The organism is Acidobacteriota bacterium (genome assembly GCA_003696075.1).
Lineage (GTDB): Bacteria > Acidobacteriota > Polarisedimenticolia > J045 > J045 > J045.
Map to the genome: position 1 here is coordinate 1 of RFHH01000150.1, position 20,007 is coordinate 20,007.

18 protein-coding genes are annotated in these 20,007 nt (G+C 70.2%); 10 read left to right on the forward strand and 8 right to left on the reverse strand.

Translation table 11 applies throughout. The features are described 5' to 3' along the window. Positions 1 to 83: 83 nt before the first annotated feature. Positions 84 to 671 carry a YqgE/AlgH family protein gene (locus D6718_10140; protein RMG44364.1) on the reverse strand — a complete coding sequence of 196 codons (588 nt, stop codon included), beginning with the start codon at positions 669 to 671 and terminating at the stop codon, positions 84 to 86. A 194-nt stretch (positions 672 to 865) separates the two neighbouring features. Here D6718_10140 and D6718_10145 point away from each other — a divergent pair, with 194 nt between their 5' ends. From D6718_10145 to D6718_10185, 9 genes are all read left to right on the forward strand, one after another. Next, on the forward strand, positions 866 to 1,903 hold the full coding sequence (locus D6718_10145; protein RMG44365.1) for a hypothetical protein: 1,038 nt from the start codon (positions 866 to 868) through the stop codon (positions 1,901 to 1,903). A gap of 228 nt (positions 1,904 to 2,131) precedes the next feature. Next, positions 2,132 to 3,226, forward strand: coding sequence for a pyruvate dehydrogenase (acetyl-transferring) E1 component subunit alpha (gene pdhA / locus D6718_10150; protein ID RMG44366.1), 1,095 nt, complete (start codon positions 2,132 to 2,134; stop codon positions 3,224 to 3,226). After that, on the forward strand, positions 3,219 to 4,199 hold the full coding sequence (locus tag D6718_10155; GenBank protein ID RMG44367.1) for an alpha-ketoacid dehydrogenase subunit beta: 981 nt from the start codon (positions 3,219 to 3,221) through the stop codon (positions 4,197 to 4,199). Before pdhA ends, D6718_10155 begins: the two co-directional genes overlap by 8 nt. A 21-nt stretch (positions 4,200 to 4,220) precedes the next feature. Next, the gene (locus tag D6718_10160) at positions 4,221 to 5,552 is read left to right on the forward strand and encodes a 2-oxo acid dehydrogenase subunit E2 (protein ID RMG44368.1); all 1,332 of its coding nucleotides are present in this window, start codon (positions 4,221 to 4,223) and stop codon (positions 5,550 to 5,552) included. Between the two features lie 31 nt (positions 5,553 to 5,583). Beyond that, the gene (gene lpdA, locus D6718_10165) at positions 5,584 to 7,020 is read left to right on the forward strand and encodes a dihydrolipoyl dehydrogenase (GenBank protein RMG44369.1); all 1,437 of its coding nucleotides are present in this window, start codon (positions 5,584 to 5,586) and stop codon (positions 7,018 to 7,020) included. A 16-nt stretch (positions 7,021 to 7,036) separates the two neighbouring features. Further along, positions 7,037 to 7,732 carry a hypothetical protein gene (locus D6718_10170; GenBank protein RMG44370.1) on the forward strand — a complete coding sequence of 232 codons (696 nt, stop codon included), beginning with the start codon at positions 7,037 to 7,039 and terminating at the stop codon, positions 7,730 to 7,732. Continuing rightward, positions 7,729 to 8,550 carry a hypothetical protein gene (locus D6718_10175; protein RMG44371.1) on the forward strand — a complete coding sequence of 274 codons (822 nt, stop codon included), beginning with the start codon at positions 7,729 to 7,731 and terminating at the stop codon, positions 8,548 to 8,550. The genes D6718_10170 and D6718_10175 overlap by 4 nt, the downstream gene beginning before the upstream one ends. Before the next feature lie 82 nt (positions 8,551 to 8,632). Further along, positions 8,633 to 10,969 (forward strand): pyruvate, phosphate dikinase, encoded by a 2,337-nt coding sequence (locus D6718_10180; protein RMG44372.1) that lies wholly within the window; start codon positions 8,633 to 8,635, stop codon positions 10,967 to 10,969. A gap of 99 nt (positions 10,970 to 11,068) precedes the next feature. After that, positions 11,069 to 12,763: a hypothetical protein gene (locus tag D6718_10185; GenBank protein ID RMG44373.1), complete on the forward strand. Its 1,695-nt coding sequence runs from the start codon at positions 11,069 to 11,071 to the stop codon at positions 12,761 to 12,763. Positions 12,764 to 12,784: 21 nt separating this feature from the next. Here D6718_10185 and apaG read toward each other — a convergent pair whose 3' ends face one another. After that, positions 12,785 to 13,177 carry a Co2+/Mg2+ efflux protein ApaG gene (gene apaG / locus D6718_10190; protein ID RMG44374.1) on the reverse strand — a complete coding sequence of 131 codons (393 nt, stop codon included), beginning with the start codon at positions 13,175 to 13,177 and terminating at the stop codon, positions 12,785 to 12,787. 183 nt (positions 13,178 to 13,360) lie between these two features. On the opposite strand from apaG, the gene D6718_10195 reads away from it, so the two are divergent. Beyond that, positions 13,361 to 14,875, forward strand: coding sequence for a hypothetical protein (locus tag D6718_10195; GenBank protein RMG44375.1), 1,515 nt, complete (start codon positions 13,361 to 13,363; stop codon positions 14,873 to 14,875). On the opposite strand, the gene D6718_10200 is transcribed toward D6718_10195, so the two are convergent. From D6718_10200 to D6718_10225, 6 genes are all read right to left on the reverse strand, one after another. After that, complete coding sequence (locus D6718_10200; GenBank protein RMG44376.1) at positions 14,838 to 15,878, reverse strand: folate-binding protein; 1,041 nt, start codon at positions 15,876 to 15,878, stop codon at positions 14,838 to 14,840. The genes D6718_10195 and D6718_10200 overlap by 38 nt on opposite strands. A gap of 24 nt (positions 15,879 to 15,902) precedes the next feature. Then, positions 15,903 to 16,520, reverse strand: coding sequence for a thiamine phosphate synthase (locus D6718_10205; protein ID RMG44377.1), 618 nt, complete (start codon positions 16,518 to 16,520; stop codon positions 15,903 to 15,905). A gap of 32 nt (positions 16,521 to 16,552) precedes the next feature. Continuing rightward, on the reverse strand, positions 16,553 to 17,353 hold the full coding sequence (locus D6718_10210; GenBank protein RMG44378.1) for a thiazole synthase: 801 nt from the start codon (positions 17,351 to 17,353) through the stop codon (positions 16,553 to 16,555). A gap of 1 nt (position 17,354) precedes the next feature. After that, positions 17,355 to 17,573 carry a sulfur carrier protein ThiS gene (gene thiS, locus D6718_10215; protein ID RMG44379.1) on the reverse strand — a complete coding sequence of 73 codons (219 nt, stop codon included), beginning with the start codon at positions 17,571 to 17,573 and terminating at the stop codon, positions 17,355 to 17,357. 105 nt (positions 17,574 to 17,678) lie between these two features. After that, positions 17,679 to 18,299: a superoxide dismutase family protein gene (locus D6718_10220; protein RMG44380.1), complete on the reverse strand. Its 621-nt coding sequence runs from the start codon at positions 18,297 to 18,299 to the stop codon at positions 17,679 to 17,681. A 122-nt stretch (positions 18,300 to 18,421) separates the two neighbouring features. After that, positions 18,422 to 19,993: a hypothetical protein gene (locus D6718_10225; GenBank protein RMG44381.1), complete on the reverse strand. Its 1,572-nt coding sequence runs from the start codon at positions 19,991 to 19,993 to the stop codon at positions 18,422 to 18,424. Positions 19,994 to 20,007: the final 14 nt, after the last annotated feature.

Here is a 20,007-nt window from a genome sequence, read left to right on the forward strand (position 1 = left end):
GGACCCGACCGGTTGCCTGGAACGGTACGGAGGGGACGGCCCGGCCACAACCGAAAATCCCGCCGGCCGGCCGGTGACGCGACTCAGCTCGGGGCGCCGCCGGGAACCAGCGCGATCGGGTCGATACCGGCCTCGCGGAGCGCCCGCTCCCACACGCCCTCGGTCGGCTCGTCGAACAGGAGGCGGCTGTCGGCGGGCAGGACGACCCACGCCCCCTCCGCCAGCTCCCGTTCGATCTGGCCGGGCCCCCAGCCGGCGTACCCGAGGTAGCACCGGACGGGAATCGACGGGTCCCGGCCGAGGCTGGCCAGGCCCTCCCGGTCGGTGATGACGTGGATGTCGTCCGTCACCCGGATCTCCCGCCCGCTCTTGGGCCCGTGCAGGGGGGGGCCTCCATGGATGACCAGGAGGTGGGAGTCTTGCTCCACGGGGCCTCCGATCATGACCGGCTGGTCCTCCGGGCCGGCGTACGGGATGTCCTGCTCGCGGCAGAAGGGCCCCATCTCGATCGGGCTGGGCCGGTTGATCACGACGCCGAACGACCCCGACTCCTCGCTCCGCAGCATGAGCACCACCGTGCGTTTGAAGTTGGGGTCGGCGAGCTGCGGCATCGCTACCAGGAACCCGGGGGCGAGCAGCTGGGTCGCTGGTCCTTTTTCCTGGGGAGCCACGGTTCCTCCGCACGGCCGGCGGGCCGCGGGAGATTATCCGCCGCCGGGGGCCGTCCGGCACCTCTCCGGCCCCGGCTTGCCCGCCCCCCCCGGGCAAAGTAGCCTCGTCCGATCGGAGGACCCAGCAGGCGGCCCCTCCGGGGAGGCGAAGCCCCCGGGGTGCCTGCCGGTGTTTTCGGCAAGGAGATGACGCGATGCGATTTGCCCTCAGAACGCCCCTCGCCAGCGCCCTCGCGCTGCTCACCGCCGTCGCCGGCTGGAGTCTCGCCGGAACCCAGGAAAAGAAGGAGCCAGCCGACCTCGTGGCGGTGGTGGGCGACACCAAGATCACGCGGGCCGAGCTGCTCGACCAGGCCTCCGACGCCCTGGTGAAGATCCGGCAGCAGGAGTACGAGGTGCTCCAGGACTACCTGGAGCGCATGATCGAGAACCGCCTCGTGGAGGCCGCCGCGGCCAAGGAAGGCAAGTCGTCCGAGGAGTACCTGGCGGAGAAGGTCGACGCCAAGGTCGCCGACCCCACGGACGAGGAGATCAAGGCGTTCTACGACCAGAACAAGTCCCGCATGCAGGGCAAGTCGCTCGACGAGATGAAGGGACGGATCTCCGATTACCTCAAGAGCCGGAAGCGGCAGGAGACCTACAAGGCGCTCATCGCCGAGCTCAAGAAAGCGACGAAGGTCCGGGTCTTCCTCGACCCGCCGCGGGTGGAGATCGACGAGGGCGACAATCCCGCCATCGGCCCCGCGAACGCCCCGGTGAAGATCATCGAGTTCTCCGATTTCCAGTGCCCCTATTGCCAGCGGGCGAAGGGCACGCTGGAGAAGCTCCGCGAGCACTATGGGAACAAGATCCGGATCGTCTTCCGGGACTTCCCGCTCTCGTTCCACCAGAACGCAGAGAAAGCGGCCGAGGCGGCCGGTTGCGCCTACGAGCAGGGCAAGTTCTGGGAGATGCACGACAAGCTGTTCGAGAACCAGCGGGCCCTGGAGGTCGAAAAGCTCTACACCTATGCGGAGCAGATCGGCCTGGATCAGGAAGCGTTCAAAGAGTGCCTCGATTCCGGCCGCCGCTCGCAGGAGGTGAGGGCCGACATCCAGGCGGGGCAGAAGGTCGGCGTGCAGGGCACGCCCGCCTTCTTCATCAACGGCCGCTTCGTCTCGGGGGCCCAGCCCTACGAGAACTTCGCCAAGATCATCGACGAGGAGCTCGCGCGGCTCGAGCCCCAGAACTGAGCGGCGGCGCGACGGCGATTCCGGGCCCGGCGGCCGCGGCAGGCCTCCGGGCCCGTTTCGTCTGACGGGCCGGGGCGGGATCGGGTAAACTCGGCCAACCCCGCGGCGCCCCGCACCGCCCAAGTATCTCCAAAGAAGGGACTTGGATTTCCGGCCGCGGACGGTGACCGCGGCGACTCGCGCCCGGCGCGGAGGACCGCTCCGCGCGGGCCCCAGGACAGAGGACCGATGCCGATAGTCCCCAAAGCCCAGTTCACGGTGCCTTTCCTTCAGATCCTCGATGAGGAGGGTCATGTCGACAAGAAGCTCGAGCCCGACCTGACCGCCGACCAGCTCGTCCGCCTGTATCGCGGGATGGTGACGGCGCGCGAGGCCGACCAGCGAATGTTGAAGCTGCAACGCCAGGGTCGGCTCGGAACCTTCAGCCCTTGCACCGGGCAGGAGGCGGCGGCGTGCGCGCCGATGCTCGCCCTGCGCCCGACCGACTGGCTGGTGCCCGCGTTCCGGGAGCTCGGCGCCCTGCTGATGCGCGGCGTCCCGTTCAACAGAGTTCTCCGTTTCTGGGGCGGATGGGAGGAGGGCAACGTCTTCCCCGGCGTGGAGCGCACCTTGCCGATCGCCGTCATCGTGGGCTCCCAGATCCCTCACGCTGCGGGGATCGGGTACGCCATGAAACTTCTGGGCGAACCGGATACGGCGGTGCTGACGTTCTTCGGCGACGGAGCGACTTCCGAAGGCGACTTTCTCGAGGGAATGAACATGGCCGCCGTGTGGAAGGCCCCTGTGGTCTTCCTCTGCCAGAACAACCAGTGGGCCATCTCCACACCGCTGGAACGGCAAACGGCTTCCGAGACGATCGCGCAGAAAGGGATCGCTTTCGGGATGCCGGTGGTGCAGGTCGACGGCAACGATCCGCTCGCCGTCTACCGCGCCGCCAAGGAAGCCCTGGACCGCGCGCGCTCCGGGGGCGGCCCGACGTTCATCGAAGCGGTCACCTACCGGCTGATGATGCACACCACGGCCGACGACCCGAGCAAGTATCGCTCGGAGGAGGAGGTGGAGCGGTGGAAGAAGCTCGATCCGCTTCCCCGATTCCGGCGATACCTCCAGCGGAAGAGGATCTGGAACAAGTCCAAGGAGGAGGCGCTGCTCGCCGAGATCCGGCGGATGATCGACGAGGAGGTGGCCGAATACGAGCGGCCGCTGGACGTGAAGCCGGACATCATCTTCGACCTGGTCCACGCGACGCCGCATCCCCTGATCGAGGAGCAGCGCGCCGAGTTCCTCGAGAACCTGGCGGCCGGGGAGAGCGCCGATGCCTAGGATGACGATGGTGCAGGCGATCAACCTCGCCCTCCACCAGGAAATGGAACGCGATCCCCGCGTCGTGGTGATGGGCGAGGACGTGGGCGTGAACGAGGGCGTGTTCCGGGTGACCGCCGGGCTGTACAAGAAGTTCGGCGCCGAGCGCGTCATCGACACGCCGCTTTCCGAGTCCGGAATCCTCGGGACCGCGATCGGCATGTCGCTCGCCGGCCTTCGGCCGGTGGCCGAGATGCAGTTCTCCGGCTTTTCCTACCTCGCGATGGGACAGCTCGAGGGACACGCCTCCCGCTTCCGCACCCGAACGATGGGACGCTATTCGTGCCCCCTCGTCATGAGGATGCCGTACGGAGGTGGCGTGCGAGCCCTGGAGCACCACTCGGAGAGCCGCGAGGCGCTGTTCGCGCACCTACCGGGGATCAAGGTGGTCATCCCCTCTTCGCCCCGGAACGCCCGGGCCCTCCTCGTCGCCGCGATCCGCGACCCCGATCCGGTCGTCTTCATGGAGCCCAAGCGATCCTACCGGGCATTCCGGGAAGAGGTTCCGGAAGACGAGGAGGTGATGGAAATCGGGCGAGCGCAGGTGGTGCGGGAAGGGAAAGACCTGACGCTCATCGCCTGGGGTGCGATGATGCGGTTCGCTCTCGAGGCCGCTGATCAAGTGGCGTCGTCGCGCGGGGTCGAGATCGAGGTGATCGATCTTCTCACCATCTCGCCGCTCGACGCGGCGACCATCGCCGACTCGGTGCGCAAGACGGGCCGTTGCGTGATCGTCCAGGAAGCCCCGCGCTTCGCCAGCATCTCCTCCGAGATCATCGCCCAGATCAACGACCGCGTGCTTCTCTATCTGGAAGCGCCGGTCAAGCGGATCACCGGGTACGACGTCGTGACGCCCTATTTCAGCCGGGAGGAACCGTACTTTCCGAGCGTGCCGCAGATCCGCCGCGGAATCGAGCAAACCCTCGACTTCTGACGGCGCACCGCTCCGGCGGCCATGGAGGACCAAGTGTACGAGTTCAAGCTTCCCGACCTCGGCGAAGGGATCCACGAAGGGGAGCTGTTGAAGTGGCATGTCGAGGTCGGCGCCACGATCCGCGAGGACGACCCGCTGGTCGACGTGGAGACCGACAAGGCCGCCGTCACCATCCCCTCGCCCAAAGGCGGCCGCATCGTGGAACTGGTGGGAAAGCCCGGCGACACCCTCACCGTCGGTCAGGTGATCGCGCGGATCGAGACGGACGAGACCGCCTCGACGCCTCCGCCACCCGCTCCCTCGGCCGCCCGGCCCGAACCGGCCCCGGCCGCACCGGCAGCACCGGCGGCGCACGCGCCCGCTCCGCCGGCCGTGGAAAGGCCGGCGGCGGTCCCCGCACGTCGCGGAGGCCCGGTTCCGGCGGCCCCGGCGACGCGCCGTCTGGCCCGCGAGCTGGGTGTGGACCTCTCCCTCGTGCCCGGTACCGGCCCGGGGGGAAGGGTGACGCGGGAGGACGTGGAGCGGTTCGCCGCCGGGCGCGGCACGGAGCCCTCCCGCCCGGCGGCAGCCCCGTCCGGCCCGGGAGCGCCGGCCGCGCCGGGAGCGATCCCTTACTTCGAACTCGAACCGATGCCCGATTTCGAACAATGGGGTCCGGTGGAGCGGGAACCGGTCATCTCCATCCGGCGCAAGGTCGCGCGGAAAGTGACCACCTCGATGATCGTGGCACCCCACGTGGCGCTGATGGACGACGCCGACGTCACCGAACTCGAAGCGTTCCGGCGGCGCGAGCGCGAGCGGGCGGGGGGAAAGAAGCTCTCCCTGCTCCCCTTCGTGGTCAAGGCCGCCGCGGCGTGCCTGCAAAAGCACCGGATGTTCAACGCCAGTCTCGATCCGCAGCGGGAGGAGATCGTCTACAAGAAGTTCTACAACATCGGCTTCGCGGCCGACACGCCGCGGGGGCTCATCGTCCCGGTCGTCAAGAACGCCGACCGGAAGACGATCGCGGAGATCTCCGAGGAGATCGTCTCGCTGGCCACGGCGGCGCGCGACGGATCGATAGCGGTGGAGGACCTGCAGGGCTCGACCTTCACCATCACCAACATCGGTCCGATCGGGGGAACACGGCTCGTCCCCACGATCAACTATCCCGAGGCGGCGATCCTCGGCATGGGCCAGGCCCGACCGCAACCGGTGGTCCGGGGCGACCGGATCGTCGTCCGCACGATCCTGCCCCTGACGCTCGCCTTCGACCATCGAATCGCCGACGGTGCTGACGCGGCCCGGTTCATGTCGGACCTCGTGCGGTACCTGTCCGACCCTCTTTCCTGGCTGATGGAGAGCCGGGGATGAGGCACCGCGGGGTCCGCAAGGAGACGCGTCCATGGTGATGGGGAGCTTGAAGCAGGAAACGGAACTCGTCGTGGTGGGCGGAGGACCCGGTGGTTACGTGGCCGCTCTCAGAGCCGCCGATCTCGGCAAGGAGGTTCTGCTCGTCGAAGAGCGGGAGGCGATCGGAGGCGTCTGCCTGCTCGAGGGCTGCATCCCGTCGAAGGCGCTCATTCACGTGGTGGAAGCCGCCCGCACCGCCGAGGACGCCGGCGCGCTCGGGCTCCGCACCGAAGGGGCATCGTTCGACCTCGACCGTCTCCGCGCCCACGTGAGGAAGGTCGTCGAGACCCTGTCCCGCGGGACGGCTTCGCTCCTCCGGGGCCGCGGCGTGGAGGTCGTGCGCGGCCGCGCCCGGTTCGACGGGCCGCGCTCGCTCTCTCTCGAGCACTCGGACGTCGCCGGAATCGAGTTCAAGGAGGCGATCGTCGCCACCGGATCGCGGCCGGTGGTCCCCCCGTTCGGGCGCGACCTCGGCCTGTGGACGTCGAGGGAGGCGCTGGCGGTCGAGGAGGTGCCCGAGCGGCTCCTCGTGGTGGGCGCCGGTTACATCGGCCTCGAGTTGGGGCTCGTGTACGCCGGGCTGGGCGCGAAGGTGACGGTGGTCGAGATGCTGCCGCAGATCCTCACCGGCATGGATCCCGACCTCGCCCGCGTCGTCGCACGGCGGTGCGCCAAGCGCTTCGAGCGCATCCTCCTGGACACGCGTGTGGAGAACGTCGAGCGTTCCGGGAATCGGTTCCGCGTCGCGGTCAAGACCTCCGACGGGGACGAAACGCTGGAGTGCGACCGGGTGCTGGTCGCCGTCGGCCGGCGACCGAACACCGACGACCTCGGGCTGGACAAGGCGGGCGTGAAGGTGCGCGGCGACGGATTCATCGAGATCGACGAGCTGTGCCGGACATCGGCACCCCACATCATGGCCATCGGCGACGTCACTCCCGGACCGATGCTGGCGCACCGCGCCAGCCGGCAGGGCAAGGTCGCCGCCGAGGTCCTCGCCGGCGAGCCGGCTGCCTTCGACAATCGAGCGGTTCCCGCCGTCGTCTTCGTGGAGCCCGAGGTAGCCTGGGTGGGGCTCACCGAGTCGGCCGCGCGGGAAGCGGGGCGCGAGGTCGTCGTGGGGCGCTTCCCGCTCACCGCGCTCGGACGGGCGCGGACCATGGGGAGCACCGACGGAATGGCCAAGATCCTCTCCGAGCCCGGTACGGGCCTGGTCCTCGGAGCAGGGATCGTGGCGCCGCACGCGTCCGAGCTGATCGCGGAGGCGGCGCTGGCCATCGAGATGGGCGCCACCCTCGAGGACATCGCCGCCACCATCCATCCGCACCCCACGCTGTCGGAATCGCTCATGGAGGCGGCCGAGGTGGCGCTGGGGCGCGCGGTTCACGTGGCGGCGCCGAGGAAGGAGGGGGCGGCGCGGACACCGTGAGGAGGCGAGGGCGCCCGTGCGGCCGGTCGAAGCGAGAGCCGAGGACGCGATCCTGGGGATCGGGCCCTACGACGCAGACGAGGACCTCCTCTCCGCCGCATCCCGCACCCGCACCGGCCACGTCCGCGTCTCCCGGCCCCGGCGGACCATGGTCGTTCTGGGTCGCAGCGGGGATCCCCGCAGGGAGCTGCTGTTCGAGAACTGCCGGGAGGACGGCGTTCCGATCCTCCGGCGGCGCGGCGGCGGGGGCGCCGTGGTGCTCGATCCAGGAAACGTGCTCGTCGCCGTGGCCTGGCCGCTCCCCGGGCTCGCAGGCATCCGGAGCGCGTTCGACGCGATCACCGGCTGGATCATCGACGCGCTGGCTCGGATCGGCGTGCCCGGCGTGGAGCGGCGCGGAACATCCGACCTCGCGCTCGGGGAACGGAAGATCGGCGGCTCGTGCATCTATCGGCGGCGCGACCTTCTCTACTTCGCCGGGACGCTGCTGGTCGCACCCCGGGTGGAGCTGATGGAGCGCTACCTCGCCCACCCCCCGCGGGAACCCGCCTACCGGGCCGGGCGCCCGCACCGGGCGTTCGTGCTCGCGCTCGCCGAAGCCGGCCTGCCGGCGGATCCCGGACAGGTGCGCGACAGGCTCGCACGCCTCCTGACCCCGGGATCGCTGGCCGAGCGGCTCGCGCGGAGCGGGAGCGAGGAGGCCGAACCTTGAGTCCTCTCGACATCTTTTGGATCTTCTTCATGATCTCGGCCCTTCAGCCGGTCGTCAGGCAGCGGCTGCTGGAGGCTTCGCGGCAGCGGATGATCGCGCGGATCGAAAAGCAGCGCGGCTCGCGGCTGATCCTCATCGTCCACCGCCAGGAAACGATGAGCCTCCTCGGATTCCCGGTTTTTCGGTTCATCGACGTCAACGATTCCGAAGAGGTCATCCGCGCGATCCATATGACGGGTCCCGATGTTCCGCTGGACCTGGTGCTGCACACCCCCGGCGGACTCGTCCTCGCCGCCTTCCAGATCGCGCGCGCCGTCAAGCGGCACCGGGCCAAGGTCACCGTCTTCGTCCCCCACTACGCGATGTCGGGGGGCACGCTCATCGCCCTCGCCGCCGACGAGATCGTCATGGCCCCCAACGCGGTGCTCGGCCCGGTCGATCCGCAGTTGGGGCAGACGGCTGCCGCGTCGGTTCTCAGCGTGCTGAAGCAGAAGCCGGTCTCGGAGATCGAGGACCAGACGCTCATCCTCGCGGATCAGGCACGCAAGGCGATCGCCCAGGTCCGCGAGGGGGTGGAAGAGCTGCTCTCCGGCCGCATCCCCCCCGAGGACGCCCGGCAGCTTGCCGCGACGCTCTCCGAGGGGAAGTGGACGCACGACTACCCGATCACCTGCGAAGAAGCGAAGCGCCTCGGCCTGCCGGTCAACGACGAGATTCCGGACGAGTTTCTCACGCTCATGCGCCTGTTCCCCCAGCCCGTCCGTCGGCAGCCGACCGTGGAGTATCTGCCGATCCCGCGCCGGTCCGGGGAGAGCTGATGCGAGCCGGGGCGCCAGGCTCCCCGCCCGCCGCCCCGCGGCCGGTTACCGCACGGCGGCGCGGCGGTGTACGGTACGGGTGATGAACCGGTCGGAACAGGAGATCCAGCGGACCCGGGACCGCATCGAGGCGCTGCTGGCACGCTACCCGCTGCTGGCCGAGAAGATCAACCGTGCCTTTCTCCTCGCGCTGCACCGCAAAGGGGCGGTGTCGATCGACGACATCTATCAGCGCGCCCGGCGGCGCGCGAAGCGCGATGCCCCGGAAACCGCCCCCGCCGAATCCCCGGGCGAGAACGTCCCCCAGGCGAAGCGATGGGACGAGCTGGAGAAGCGCTTCATCCGCGAGATCACCCTGGAGGAGGCGGCGCGTCACATGACCGCCGAGGAGGTGGAGGATCTCGTCTATCTCGTCCACCGCCGGGAAGAAGCGCAGACGCTGGAAGAGATCGCCAACCTCTCCACCGTCTCGTTCCGGCTCCTCGCTGACAGGATCCGGGACTACTGCCGGCTGCCCGTCGGTCCGACCAAGGTTCCCCAGCGGGAGTCGCTCGCCGTCCGGGTCGCCTTGATCCGGCAGCTCATCTCCAGCCAGCTCGAGTTCATCGGGGTGGCGAAGCGCTATCTCCGGATCCGCGACTTCGCCGATCTCGTCGAGCGGATCATCGGAGACGATCGCGGCATCGGCAGCATCGGAGGCAAAGCCGCCGGGATGTTGCTCGCCCACCGCATCATCGAGGCGGCTCAGCGAGAGGATCCGCGGGCGCCGAAGATGCCGGTGGCCGTGCCCGACTCCTTTTTCCTCCGGTCCGACGTGATCGAGCGGTTTCTCGACATCAACGGTCTCGTCGAACTGCAGGCGCACAAGTACAAGTCCCTCGACGAGGTCCGGGACGAATACCCGCTGATCCTCGAGATGTTCAAGAACTCGGAGTTCCCCAAGCCCGAGACGGATCAGCTCCGGGAAGTTCTCCGGCGCGTCGGCTCCCATCCACTGATCGTGCGCTCTTCGAGTCTCCTCGAGGACCGCTTCGGAACCTCCTTCGCGGGGAAGTACCGCAGCGTCTTCGTCGCGAACCAGGGGACCCCCGAGGAGAATCTCGCCGAGTTGATCGGAGCGATCGTCGAGGTCTACGCGAGCATCCTTCATCCCGATCCGATCAGCTACCGCCAGCGGCACAACCTGCTCGACTTCGACGAGAACATGGCCGTGCTGATCCAGAAGGTCGTGGGGAGGAGATGTGGCCGCTATTTCCTGCCGGTCTGGGCCGGGGTCGCATTCTGCCGGAACGAGTACCGATGGACCCCGCGCATTCGGCGTGAGGACGGGCTCGCTCGGATCGTGTTCGGTTTGGGAACGCGCGCCGTCGACCGCGTCTCCTCCGATTACCCGCGGATGATGCCGTTGGGTATGCCGACGCTGCGCCCCGAAGCGGGCGACGAGGAGATCGTCCGCTACTCCCAGCGTCTGGTCGACGTCATCGACCTCGAGGAGAACCGGTTCGACACCCGGCCGGTACGCGAGGTGCTCGGGTGCCCGGAGGTGCGGGCTCTGCCCGGTCTGGACCAGGTCTTCTCGGTCATGCGCGAGGGCCACCTTCAGCGCCCGGCCGGCACGAGGTTGCACGCTCCGCCCGAGCAGCTCGTGGTCACCTTCGACAAGTTCGCCGCCTCGCCGTATCCGGGGTTTCTCCGCTGGATGCTCGGCACGATCGAGAAGGCCTACGGCTGCCCCGTGGACGTCGAGTTCGCCTATGACGGGCGGATGTTCCACATCCTTCAGTGCCGCCCGCAGGCGTGGCGCGAGGAGGATATCCGGATCACGATTCCGGAGAACGTTCCGGCGGAGCGCCGCATCTTCTCGTCGAGCCGCAACATCACCAACGGCTCGGTGCACAACATCCGGTACATCGTTCTCATCGATCCCAAGGACTACGACCGGATCGGAACGATGGAGCGCCGCCACAGGATCGTGCGGGTGGTGAACCGGCTGAACGAGCGCCTCGCCGGGGAGCGTTTCATCCTCATGGGACCCGGGCGCTGGGGCACGAACGACCCGCGGCTCGGCGTCCCCGTCGGCTACGCCGACATCAACAACACCAGGATGCTCATCGAGATCGCGCGACTGAGGGGAGGCCATCTGCCGGAGGTCTCGTTCGGAACGCACTTCTTCCAGGATCTCGTCGAGGCCGACATCCGGTACCTGGCGCTCTACCCGGACGACGAGGGGGAGCTGTTCAACGAGAGCTTCCTCCACGGCTCGCCCAATCGCCTCGCCGAGATCCTGCCCGACTACGCCGACTTCGCGGGCGTGGTCCGGGTCATCGACGTCTCCCGGGAATCGCCGGGCCTCCTGCTCCACGTCGACATGGACGGCGAACACCAGCAGGCGCTCGGCTACCTCGGCCCGCCGGCATGAGGGCGATCTCCCGCCGGCCGGCGGTGCGGCCCCTGCGGGATCCCGGCGCCGAAACGGCGGTTGCCGCGACCGTTCGTGCGGCGTAAAGGCTTTTCGAGCATGACGGGTCGAGGGACGGGAGGATCGGGTGCCCGGCCGCCCTGCAGGAGGGGCCGTGCGGCCTGGGGTGTGCGGGCGGTTCTGCTGCCGGTTCTCGTCGCGGTCGCCGCCGGCTTCGCCGACGCGCGGTCGTTCTATCCCTGTCTCGGCGTCGCACCCGTGAACACCACCACCGTCAAGTCGATCGTCGTGGCGGAGAACCTCGGAGGCTACGTGACCTTCGTCACGTCGCCGCCCTACGACACGCAACGCCTCTTCCTCGTGGTGAAGAAGGGCCTGATCGTCATCCGGCGGCGCGGCGAGCGGAGAGCCGATCCGGTCACGATCTTCCTCGACATCACGGACCGCGTGGTCAACACCGCCGAGGAGCTGGGCCTTCTCTGCCTGGCCTTCGATCCCGACTACGACAACAACGGCGCGTTCTACGTCGTCTACACCGAGGCGGACGACCCGCAGCTGGGTCCGTTCCGGCTGGTCCTATCGCGGTTTCACGTCGACCCGGCCGATCCCGACCGCGCCGATCCGCTGAGCGAGGAGCGGCTGCTCGTCCTCGACGAGCCGGAGACGAACCACAACGGCTCGCAGCTGATCTTCGGTCCCGATGGCTTCCTCTACATGAGCACCGGGGACGGCGGGGGTGCGGGGGACCGGCACGGCGCGTGCGGAAACGCGCAGAACGAGGGCAGCCTGCTGGGCAAGATCCTCCGGCTCGACGTCTCCGCCGACCCGGCGCCCGACAGCCTGCCCCCCGACTGCGGGGGCCCAGCAGCCGGCTATCGGGTGCCCGCCGACAACCCGCTCGTCGGATCACCCGGGGCGTGCGACGAGATCTTCATGCTCGGGTTGCGGAACCCCTGGCGGTTCAGCTTCGATCCGGCAACGGCCGAGATGTACATCTCCGACAACGGCCAGGACTGCTGGGAGGAAATCGACTGGACGCCGTGGGAATCGGGCGGCGGCCTCAACTTCGGCTGGAGGGAAATGGAGGGCGCCCACTGCTACAACCACTTCGATCGCCGAAACTGCTACAACGCGGCACCGGAGACGGGGTGCCCGCGGACCTGTCACGATCCAGCGTTCACCGACCCCACCTACGAGTACGTGCACGACGGCACGGTGTGCTCGGTGATCGGAGGCTACGTCTACCGCGGCTGCCTGATGCCTTCCCTGCACGGGCTCTACTTCTTCGGCGACTACTGCGCGGGATTCGTCTACTCGATGAGGATCACCGACGGCGTCGTGTCCGAGTTCACCGACCGGAGCGCGGAGGTCGGCGCGGGCCTCAACATGGTCTACCGGCTGCTGACGTTCGGGACCGACGCGCAGGGGGAACTGTACATCGGCCATCGCGACGGCATGGCGCTCAAGATCGTCCCTCCCTTCCCGGCGATGCAGGTCTCGGGACCCGGCGCGCAGCCGTTCGTCCTCGGCCCGTCCGCCTGGAGCTGGGAGGACCTCGAGTGGACGACGATGCATCCCGTCAGCGAGTACCGCATCTATCGGGGGGTGCCGAACGGCACGTTCCGGTGCATTCACCGCACGGCTGGCACGAGCTGGATGGGCGGCGATCCCTCGGTCCCGCAGGCCGGCGAGCTGTTCGCCTACCTCGTCACCGCGGTCAGCCCGGACGGCGAGGAGACTTCGCCGGGCGAGCCGGAGTCCGCGCGCCAGCTCCTGCCCGATCCCTGCCCGTGACGCTCGCGGGATCTCCGCGCGTCAGTGAAGGGAGTGCGGCATCGAGAAGGCGATGGCGCCGATCTCGGCGTCGAACACCCTCCCGTCGTCACGCGCCATCCGAAAGCGGCCGCGCATCGAGCCGGTTGGCGTGGGAAGCGGGCAGGCGCTGAGGTACTCGAAGCTCTCGCCCGGTTCGAGACGCGGCGTCTCGCCTACGACACCCGGACCGTGAACCTCCCGGACCCTCCCCTCCCCGTCCACGATCGTCCAGTGACGGGTGAGCAGGCGCGCGGCCTCCTCGCCCTCGTTCCGGATCCGGACCCGGTAGACGAAGCAATAGAGTCCGCGCCGCGGCTCCGACCGCTCCGGCGCGTAACGTGCCGACACGCGCACCCGGATCCCCTCCGTGACCGTTTCGGTAGCGGGAATCATCGGCGCTCCGGCGCGCCTGAGGCAGGTGGCACGGCGGGGCGCGCATCCGGGCGGGAAGGAGCGGCCCTTTCGATCATGGCTCGATTGTGCGGCGCCGCCGGGGGGCGGGCAAGCGGCGCGACGGCGGTGCGGCGACCTATGATGGGAGTCCGGGCGCCCGATCGGCCGCCCGCTGGCTCTCCGATGGTGCGTGCGGGTGCGAGGCTCGGATGGTGTCTCGTCGGGGCCGGCCTTGTCGCCGGGGCGGCCTTGGCGGACGCCCAGGTCCGGGATCCCGGTTACCGGTTCGAGATCGACGTCTCCCACGCGGCGAATCTCTTCCACTGGATCGACAACCTGGCCGGGACTTCGGGAGGGAAGACAGTCGCCGCCTATCGCCGCCAGTGGATCCGCCGGGTCGGGCGGCTGACCGCGGCGGACCACGAGGCGCTGGTCGCCTTTCGCCGTGCCCGCATGTGGAACCCGCCGCCACCCGAAGCGCTCCCGCCCGGAAACCCCGGCTGCGTTCCCTTCCGCGAGCCGCATCTGGCCGTCCGGCAGCGCGTGACGGCGGCGGCGCTCGCCGCGCGGAGCCTCACCGACCTGGAGCGCCGCCTGCGCGGGATCCTCCCGCCCGAGCAAGCCGGTGCGATGGTCGACGCGCTGCGGCACTTCCGGCCCGCTTTCGACGAGCGGATCTGGCCGCGGTCCCGCTATCTGTTTCCTTTCGCCCGGTCGCTGCAGCGTTTTCTCGCCCGAGAACGCACGTCGGCCCTCGTCCGCCGTTTCGCCGACTATCTCGGTGCCGACCTGTCGGGTAACGCCGGCGCCCGATTGGGACTCGTCGCCCTCCTCGAGGACGGCCCCACGCATGCCGAGGCCGACGGTTCCGACCTCCTCATCGAGATCCGGCCCGGCGATGTCGCCTCGGACCAGACGCAGGTCGTGTTCCACGAACTGGCCCACGACCTCTTTCGGAGGATCCCGCCGGATCGCCGGGAGCGCCTCGCGCGGGAGTTCTTCGCGCGCGGGCGCCACGGGGCCACCGCCTGGAAGCTCGTCCGGGAGGGCTTGCCCACCGCCCTGGGCCAGGGTGTCGCGCAGCGCAGGCTCGCCCCGTGGGACTTCCGGTTCGAGGCGAGCTGGTACCACGTGCGCGCGGTCGACCTTTTCGCGCACGCGATCTATCGAACCGTCCGCGAGACGCTGGACCATGGCGGGACCGTCGAGGAACGCCTCCCCGACGCCGCGGTGCGATGGGTGTCCCGTTCTCCCTTCCGGCACCTCCCGCCGGCCGCCGCGCTCGACGCGGTGCTGGTCGCCTCGCGGAGGGACGACGTGCCCGCGGTTGCCCCGTTCGCCGCCCGGATCGAGGCGCTCGGAAAGTGGCGCGTCGCCTACGACGAGGAGGAAGGGCGGCGGATTCTCGCCCGCTACGCCTGCGCCCCGCTGGTTCTCTTTCTTCGGGAACGCGATCTGACAGCGCACCGTCCCCTTCTCGAAACCCTGCTGCGCGGCGGCCCACCGCGGGCGCCCGGGTCCGGAGGTCCGGAACTGGTCCCCGGCCGGCGTCCGAGCGGGGCGGCGGCGCTGACGGTGGTGCTTCCGGACGGCGCGGACGCGAGGAAGGCCGCGCTCGCGCTCGCCGCCCTTTCGAACTGGCCCGAAGAGCCGCGCTCGCTCAACCCTCCCCCGGATCCGGACGAGGTCGGCCGGTGAGCCGGAGGGATGGGCCGTCCGGTTCGCCCGCGCGCCACGGTCCGCCGGCGAGATCGCGCGCGACGACCGCCAGCGCCTCGATTCCCGCCGCGGCTCGCGCTGCGTAGAGCACGTGCCCGGCGGGACGGCCGTCCCCGGAGAAAAGCGTCGTGCCGGGGCGAGGGACCTCGCCGCCCGCGTCGAGCGCGGCCCGGACGAGAACACGCTTGACGGTTCCGAGGTGCTGCGTGCGCGCCACGACCTCTTGGCCCGGATAGCAGCCCTTCGAGAAGCTCACCGCGCCCATCCGCTCGAGACCGAGCATCTGAGGCACGAATTGCCCGGCCGTTTCCTCGTGGATCCACGGAAGACCCTCCCGCAGTTCGGCCAGGCGGAAGGTCTCCGGCCCCACCGGTTGGAGATGTCCGAGGAGCGTGTCGCAGATGCGGCGGAATCGTCCGGATGGGACGAAGAGCGTGAACCTCGCCCCCCCTCCGAACGAGCGCGCCACCACCGCCTCCTCTTCCGTCTCGGCACACCGGCCCGGGTCCGGCACGGCTCCCAACACCGCCTCCAGCGCGCCCGCAGCCCCCGGTCCCGCCACCCCGAACGCGTGCCAGCCCCGATCGAGGAACTCGACCCGGGACCGCAGCCGGTAACGCGCGAGTCGCTCGATCAGACCCCGCGCCGCGGAGGCCGGAAGGCGAAGGAGATAGCCGGAAGAGCGGGCTGCGAGCTCGAAAACGGCGACCACTCGGCCGGTGACCGTGCAGCAGGCGGCGAGCAGCGCCCGGTCCGAGCCGGGCGGTGGCACGTCGGTCGGCAGCTGGGCCTGGAGGAACCGGTGGGCGTCGCCCCCGGCGACGTGGATCACTCGGTCGTCCTCCAGCGGGGCGGCGACCGGCTCGCGTTCCATCGCCTCCGCTTCCTTCGCCGCGGTCGAGAAGCGCAGGGCCCCGTCCGGACCCCTCCGCGCCCCTGCGGCGCTCAGCGCCTCGTCCACCTCGCTGCGAGTGTCCCGCATCCCGAACTCCTCCACCGGCGGCGATCATTCCGCCGGTGCGACTTCCGCGATCTCCTCCAGGAGCCGCGCCGCCGCCTCGGCCGGATCGGGCGCGGCGAGCACCGCGCTCCGCACGGCCACGCCGTGAGCTCCCGCCGCGACCGCCTCCCGGACGCGGCCCGGCCCCATCCCGCCGATGGCGAAGACGGGCAGCCCGTCCGCGGCACCCACGATCCGGCGCAGGCCGCCGGTTCCCACCGCCGCGGCCGACGGTTTCGAAGCCGTGGGAAACACCGTCCCGGCCACCAGATAGTCGGGCCTGGAGAAACGCGGGCGCGAGACCTCCGCGGCCGCCGCAGCCGCGGAGTGCACGGCTCGGCCCCACGGGCGCGGCAGGCGGCGCGGGAGCGCCGCCCCTTCCGGGAGGTGCAATCCCGTTCCGAGCCGGGCGGCGAGCGCGGGGCGTCCGTTGAGAAGCAGGACCACCCCCCCGGGGAGCCGATCGAGGAGATCGCACGCCAGCGCGAGGAAGGGCCCGTCCGGCAGGTCTTTCTCCCGGAGCTGGACCATCCGGACGCCGCCGGCCACCGCCGCGAGGACCGTATCGACCAGCGCCCGCCCCGCCGTGGCGCGCCGGTCGGTGACGAGCATCAGGCGTTCCACGCGCGCCTCGGCCGGCCGCCTCGGGGCGGCGTTCAGGAGGAGGCGTGGCCGGAGCTGACGCGGCCCTCCATCGGAGAGGAGGGTTGGGCGTAGCCCCGGCGGGGGATGCGCCCCGCCAGGAAGGCGGCCCGGCCCGCGATCGCCGCGTGACGCATGGCGCGGGCCATGAGGCCCGGCTTTCCGGCCTGGGCCACCGCCGTGTTGACCAGAACTCCGTCGCAGCCCAGCTCGAACGCGATCGCGACGTCGGACGCGGTTCCGACGCCGGCGTCGACGACGACGGGAACCCCCGCCTGCGCGACGATCAGCTCGATGTTGTGGGGGTTCCGGATGCCGAGACCCGAGCCGATCGGCGCGCCGAGCGGCATCACCGCCGCGCAGCCGATCTCCTCCAGCTTTCGGGCGGTGACGGGATCGTCGTTCGTGTAGGGAAGGACGCGGAAGCCGCGGTCGACGAGGATCCGTGCCGCCTCGAGCAGCGCCGTGACGTCGGGGAGCAGGGTCCTCTCGTCCGCGATCACCTCGAGCTTGACGAGGTCGGTTCCGAGCGCCTCCCGCGCCAGCTCGGCGGTCAGCACCGCATCCTGCGCCGTGTAACACCCGGCGGTGTTGGGCAGCACGTGAATCCCGCGCTCGCGTAGCAGCTCGTACAGCCCCTCACCCGGCTGGACGCGCCTCACCGCCACGGTCACCATGTCGGCGCCGCTCTCATCGAGCGCGGCGACGAGCTCCTCCCGGGAACGGTAGCGCCCCGTCCCCAGAACGAGACGCGAGCGCAGCTCCACGCCGGCGAGAGTCCATCGGTCTTCCGAGCTCCGGTCGCTTTCGGCCATGTCATCCACCCTGGACGGCGCCGACGATATCGACGCGCGCGCCCGGTCGTAGCACCGTCTCCACCCAGCGGCTCCGCGGCACCACCACCCCGTCGACCGCGACCGCCAGTCCGCGGCCCTCCGGGTCGTACCCCAGTTCCCGCAGCAGCTCGACGAGATGGCCCGCCGCCACTCGGCGGGACTCCCCGTTGACGACGAGAACCTTGCCGGTGTCCGCCATCCCGGTCCTCCCGCGCGGGAGGGGACCCCGCGCGGACCCATTGTGACGGGCGGCGGCCGCCGCGGCACGTCCCGGCGCCCCGGGAACCGCGGCGGCCGCTCCCGCTCAAGGCTGGGACGGGGGCAGGACGGGCTGCGTGTCGCCGCCCTCCTCCATGATGACGCCGCAGGCGAGGCGTCCCCCCGCCGCCCCGGTAGGCTGGCTGGTGAGGTCGTCCTCGCCGGCGTGGACGATGACCGCCCGTCCCCGGATGTCGGTCGGACCGGGGGAGAGCGAGATTCGGGTCGAGGTCAGCTCGAGGGTCGCGTGGCCGTTGGCGTCGGCGACGAGGTTCCCCAGATCCCCGGCGTGCGCCTCGTCGGCCTCCGGCCCTCCGTGCGGAGCCCCGGTCGGGTTGAAGTGGCCGCCCGCCGACTTGCCGTCGGGCGCCGAGCAGTCGCCCCACTCGTGGATGTGAAAGCCGTGCTTGCCGGGGGCGAGCCCCGTCACGTCCGCCTCCACGACGACCCCTGCCTCCGTTTGCCGGAAAACGACCCGTCCCTTCACCCCGCTGTCGGCGAGGGGGGCCAGCTCCGCCACCGCCGTCCCGGAGGGAGCCGCCGCCTCCTCCTGGGGCGGCGCCGTCTCCTCCGGCTGGGGCTTCTCCCCGCCCTGGTTGCAACCGGGCGCCAGGGCGGCGGCGAGCAGCGCCGGCAGCAGCGCGAAAACGTATCGACGGTCGCTCATCGGTCGCTCCTCCATCCGGCCGGAAAACGAGACCGGCCGGGAGCGTTGCATCCGGAAATCCCGGACATTTGCGAACAACAGACTCTAGCAGGCCCCGCGGCGGGACGAAACCGGCGGGGAGCCTACCAGAGGCCCTCCCGGCCGTCGGGGAGGAGCGGGACGACGTGGTAGCAGCGGCCTTCGGCGTCAGCCGCGGCGCCCACGTCGACGAACCTCGCGTCCGGGGTCTCCCCGAGAGTCCCCCAGTCCGCGTGGGGGGCCGCGGGGTCCGGCGAGACGTGGATCCGGTACCCCGAGGCCCCGTCCAGAGGCTGCCAGTCGAGAACGACGTCGCTGCCGTCGCGGCGGACCCGGAGAGAGCGAACCGCGCTCCCGTCGATCGTCTCGAATCCGGCGCGCACGTCGATCGGATGGTCGGCCATTTCGGCGATGGCCTCTCCGAACGACGGAGTTCCCTCGTCGCCGCAGACCGGATACAGCCGCATCTCGATCGGAATCGGCGTCACGTTCGACCCCTCGACATCGAGCACCCGCACTCCGTGCGCACCCCACGAGGCGTCGTCTTCGTCGTCGTAGTCCGGGTTGCCGGCCGGGGCGTCATCGAACGCCTCGTCGTCGCGGTAGTGGAACTCGGCCCGGGAGTACAACGGGGAAGGCGCGAGGCGATAGACCACACCGATGCCGCCTTCCGCGCTGTTCATCACCGACCAGTCCAGAGACGTCCCCGCCACCCCCGGGTCGGGGACGCCGTCGACGGGGACACCGGCACTCACCGCGCCCGTGTAGAGCACCGTGTGCGAGCCGGGAAGCCAGTCGAAGTAGAACCGGAACTCCTCGAGCGGGTGGACGCGAAGGTTGACCCGGCGGTACCAGAAATTGCGGTACACGAGATCGTAGTGGATCGTGTTCACGCCGCTCTTGGCACCCCGCACGTAACGGATCGCGCGGACCGGTCCAGTGATCCCCCCGAGGAACACCGAGTTCAGATTCCACGAATCCTCGCCGACCTCGAGATCGCCGATCGGAACGGCCCGTCCCTTCGCCCGGTCGATCAGGTCGCCTCCCGAACCGCAGGGCGGCGCGATCCGGAGTCCGGTCAGCAGCCAGCGGTCGGCGAACTCCAGCTCGAACACCTCCGTCAGGATGGAAGTGGTGGGCAGGCGGTCCCACGAGACGTACCGGATCGGGCTTTCCGCAAGCCCCGCCCCCTCGAAGAGATAGGCGTAGCGTTCCGGGTTCTGGACGCCCGGGCGCGTGTCGACCGCCACCAGCTCGTACCGGACGGGACCGGCCCCCTCCGGCCAGGGGATCGCGCTCGGCGCCCGCCGGCCGGCGTCGCGGAACATGAAGGCCAGTTCGTCGTCCGCGTCGAGCCGCCCGTCCTCGGCCCCGAACACGTCGTAGATCTTTTCGGTGAACTCCAGCTCCGTGCCGGGATTGAAAGTCCAGTCGAGCTTCTCGTCGAACTGGAACGGAATCGGCCGGTAAGACGCGGAGGCTTCGTCGTAGCGGTAGAGCTTGAGGTCGGCGAGCAACCGGCCGGCGAATTCGGGCAGCTCGGAACCGGAAACGAGAACCGGTTCGTCGTCCCGGCTCGGCGGGGGCGTCGAGGACACCCCCTTTCGCCGATCGCCTGCGCCTGCCGGGAGCGCCGCCGCCAGCAGCGACCACGCAACGAGAAGGAACCGGACCACGCGACCTCCCCGCC

What these genes read in the sequence shown, in the direction of transcription:
- D6718_10145 (RMG44365.1), top strand. Translation starts at nt 866, where the DNA reads ATGCGATTTGCCCTCAGAACGCCCCTCGCCAGCGCCCTCGCGCTGCTC.
- pdhA (RMG44366.1), top strand. Translation starts at nt 2,132, where the DNA reads ATGCCGATAGTCCCCAAAGCCCAGTTCACGGTGCCTTTCCTTCAGATC.
- D6718_10155 (RMG44367.1), top strand. Translation starts at nt 3,219, where the DNA reads ATGCCTAGGATGACGATGGTGCAGGCGATCAACCTCGCCCTCCACCAG.
- D6718_10160 (RMG44368.1), top strand. Translation starts at nt 4,221, where the DNA reads ATGGAGGACCAAGTGTACGAGTTCAAGCTTCCCGACCTCGGCGAAGGG.
- lpdA (RMG44369.1), top strand. Translation starts at nt 5,584, where the DNA reads ATGGTGATGGGGAGCTTGAAGCAGGAAACGGAACTCGTCGTGGTGGGC.
- D6718_10180 (RMG44372.1), top strand. Translation starts at nt 8,633, where the DNA reads ATGAACCGGTCGGAACAGGAGATCCAGCGGACCCGGGACCGCATCGAG.
- D6718_10185 (RMG44373.1), top strand. Translation starts at nt 11,069, where the DNA reads ATGACGGGTCGAGGGACGGGAGGATCGGGTGCCCGGCCGCCCTGCAGG.
- apaG (RMG44374.1), bottom strand. Translation starts at nt 13,177, where the DNA reads ATGATTCCCGCTACCGAAACGGTCACGGAGGGGATCCGGGTGCGCGTG.
- D6718_10195 (RMG44375.1), top strand. Translation starts at nt 13,361, where the DNA reads ATGGTGCGTGCGGGTGCGAGGCTCGGATGGTGTCTCGTCGGGGCCGGC.
- D6718_10200 (RMG44376.1), bottom strand. Translation starts at nt 15,878, where the DNA reads ATGCGGGACACTCGCAGCGAGGTGGACGAGGCGCTGAGCGCCGCAGGG.
- D6718_10210 (RMG44378.1), bottom strand. Translation starts at nt 17,353, where the DNA reads ATGGCCGAAAGCGACCGGAGCTCGGAAGACCGATGGACTCTCGCCGGC.
- thiS (RMG44379.1), bottom strand. Translation starts at nt 17,573, where the DNA reads ATGGCGGACACCGGCAAGGTTCTCGTCGTCAACGGGGAGTCCCGCCGA.
- D6718_10220 (RMG44380.1), bottom strand. Translation starts at nt 18,299, where the DNA reads ATGAGCGACCGTCGATACGTTTTCGCGCTGCTGCCGGCGCTGCTCGCC.